The organism is Roseateles aquae (assembly GCF_032337115.1).
Taxonomy (GTDB): Bacteria; Pseudomonadota; Gammaproteobacteria; order Burkholderiales; family Burkholderiaceae_C; genus Roseateles_C; species Roseateles_C aquae.
Genome location: NZ_JAVXZY010000030.1, coordinates 1 through 2203, shown reverse-complemented (window position 1 = coordinate 2203; position 2203 = coordinate 1). Strand labels below are relative to the sequence as shown.

Genomic DNA, 2203 nt, shown 5'->3' with positions numbered 1-2203 from the left:
GTCTTGGGTGAGTTGGCGATATTCCATGTTCACAACCCCTTCTTGCCGGATGAGGTGTGAACAGTGTCGCCACTCCCCACCTCTTTTGGAGAAGGTGTTGCACTTAGTTTGCCAAGCTGCGATGCCTAACCACTCGCTCAACCGGACCCGCAACGGCACACCGCCTTCGGGCCTCATTTCATTCTGGCCCTGCGGCGTCCTGCCGTCGCGGGCCGGTTAGCTTCAACGTTAAGGAGCAGTGGTGAGACCTCGAATCCTCAGCTCAGGTGCGTGGGCATTGATAGCTGCTGGCCTCATTGCTGCATACTTGAAGCATGGGCAAATGATTGGCGGAACTAAGTATTTCGCGCGTATGGGATTGGCAGGTGCGGAGCTGGCACAGTTTGGCCTAATCGGCGGTTCAGTTCTGCTCGCGTTCTGCATCTATATGCGCTGGGATACAGCGGGCCGTCTTTTGGCTAGAGCAGTAGGCTTGCTAGGCGCACTGTTCGCGGCAAATTTCATCTTGCCTCTAGGGATGGGACCATACATCTATCCGCTGGGAACAGCCGGGATAGTCATTCCACTTGCAGCATCAGTGGCTGGCTTTGTCACGGCAAGCAAATTGACAGTTGCTAGGGCCGCAGTTGCTTCTTAACTTGTCAGTCGAGCGGACCGTCGGCGGCGGCCGCTCACCTCTACGTTATGCAGCGTCTTGAATGCAGTGCGATTGAGTCTGCCGCAAGCGGCTGCCGCCGCTGGGTGGCCGCGCGCGGGCATGAGCCGCAGGCATCCACAGACTGGCGCCGCACGCGAGCAGAGGCTGCTTCTGGTTCAGTTCGTTGCGCTCAGGGTATGGAGGCGTTTTTAGTTTCTGGCCTCGCTGTGGTCGGTGCGCTGGTCCGTTCACGCCGTCGCGCTCCGGGCGCGCCTGCTAGGCTCTCGCCCTGGGCAGCACAGGCTGCCTGCAAGCAAGGTGCCTTCGTCGTTGGCGCTCTGCATAACCAACCGCTCGAGCTGACTCGCAACGGCTGGCCACTTCAGGCCCTCATTTCATTCTGGGCCTTGCGTGCCCAGCCGCTGCTCGCAGCTCAGCTAAATCGTTAGCTTTCATTCAAACCATCGCGTATGGCAAGTGATTTCTGGAACATCTTCTTGAATGTCGTCGCCGCATTCATATACGCCGGCATCGTCTGGTTGTGGCAGAAACGTGGCAATAGGCCTCCGCCTGTCGCACTACGGTCGCAGCCGTCGCGAGCAGAAAGTGAAGAACCCCTCGATCGTCGTGCGCAAAATCACCAAGCGGTGGAAAGCGCTGCCCACAAGTTTCTCTTCTACTTCGTAACCTTCGGAGTGCTCTACCTCTCGGTAACCATGCCGCCGCTGTTTAAGGCGTTATTTTCAAAAGGTGAAGTGCTGCTCAGCCAAGCTCGATTCATTGGTGAATCTTTGCCTCCGATCCCGGTCGGCAAAGACTACCTTCAAATCACGTTCTTCCTCATCGCAGCGGTTCTCTACTGGCCGCTGCTTGCTCTTTCAGAAGCTATCACTTCCATGTTGCATCCGCTCATTGACTCGTTTCGTCCAGTCACGCACAGAATTTGGTCCGCGGTCACGATGCTCGTGTTCTTTCTCTTCTGCATCCCTGTTGCGGCCACTTCAATTTGGCTCTTCTACGAAAAGTCTTTCCAAGATGCGCTCCTAACGGTGCTTCTCGCGCTGTTCTTGGCCTTTGCCTTCGGGCAGGCGCAAGGTGGGCGCAGATGAAGGCTAACCATTCCATCGAGCGGGCGTTTTCCAGCAAGTTTCGCTTGCTTCCAGTAGCCGCGCATGGCAAACGTTAGGTCGCATGATCAGAGCTGCTGCCATTGCCACCATCCTTCTGGTCGCTTGTTCGCAACACGATCAGGGAATCAGCGAGAGACTGGCCAGGGAGTTTGCGCAAACTGGGCGGGCAACCATTGATCTTGGGGCGCTCAAATCAGGTGATTGGGACCGGATCTGCGTCTTGTCGCCGTACTCAAACAATGCGAAGGCACAGCAAGTCCTTGGAGTGCCTTGGGACGCCGAAGGTAAGACAAGCATTGCTGTCAGCGACACATGAATCGCCCCGGATTTCGAGGAGGCTCCAACTCTGGAGAATGGAGCCATGAAGAAGTCCCCGAAGTTTTCGCCTGAGGTGCGCGAGCGCGCGGTGCGTATGGTGCTGGAGCACCGCGCAGAG

General features: G+C 57.0%; 1 protein-coding gene. It reads left to right on the top strand.

Annotated elements, in window-relative coordinates:
* The first annotated feature begins 1107 nt into the window (after positions 1 to 1107).
* A complete protein-coding gene (locus RQP53_RS24600) occupies positions 1108 to 1746 on the top strand; it encodes a hypothetical protein (RefSeq protein WP_315653376.1) in 639 nt (212 codons plus the stop codon).
* Positions 1747 to 2203: the final 457 nt, after the last annotated feature.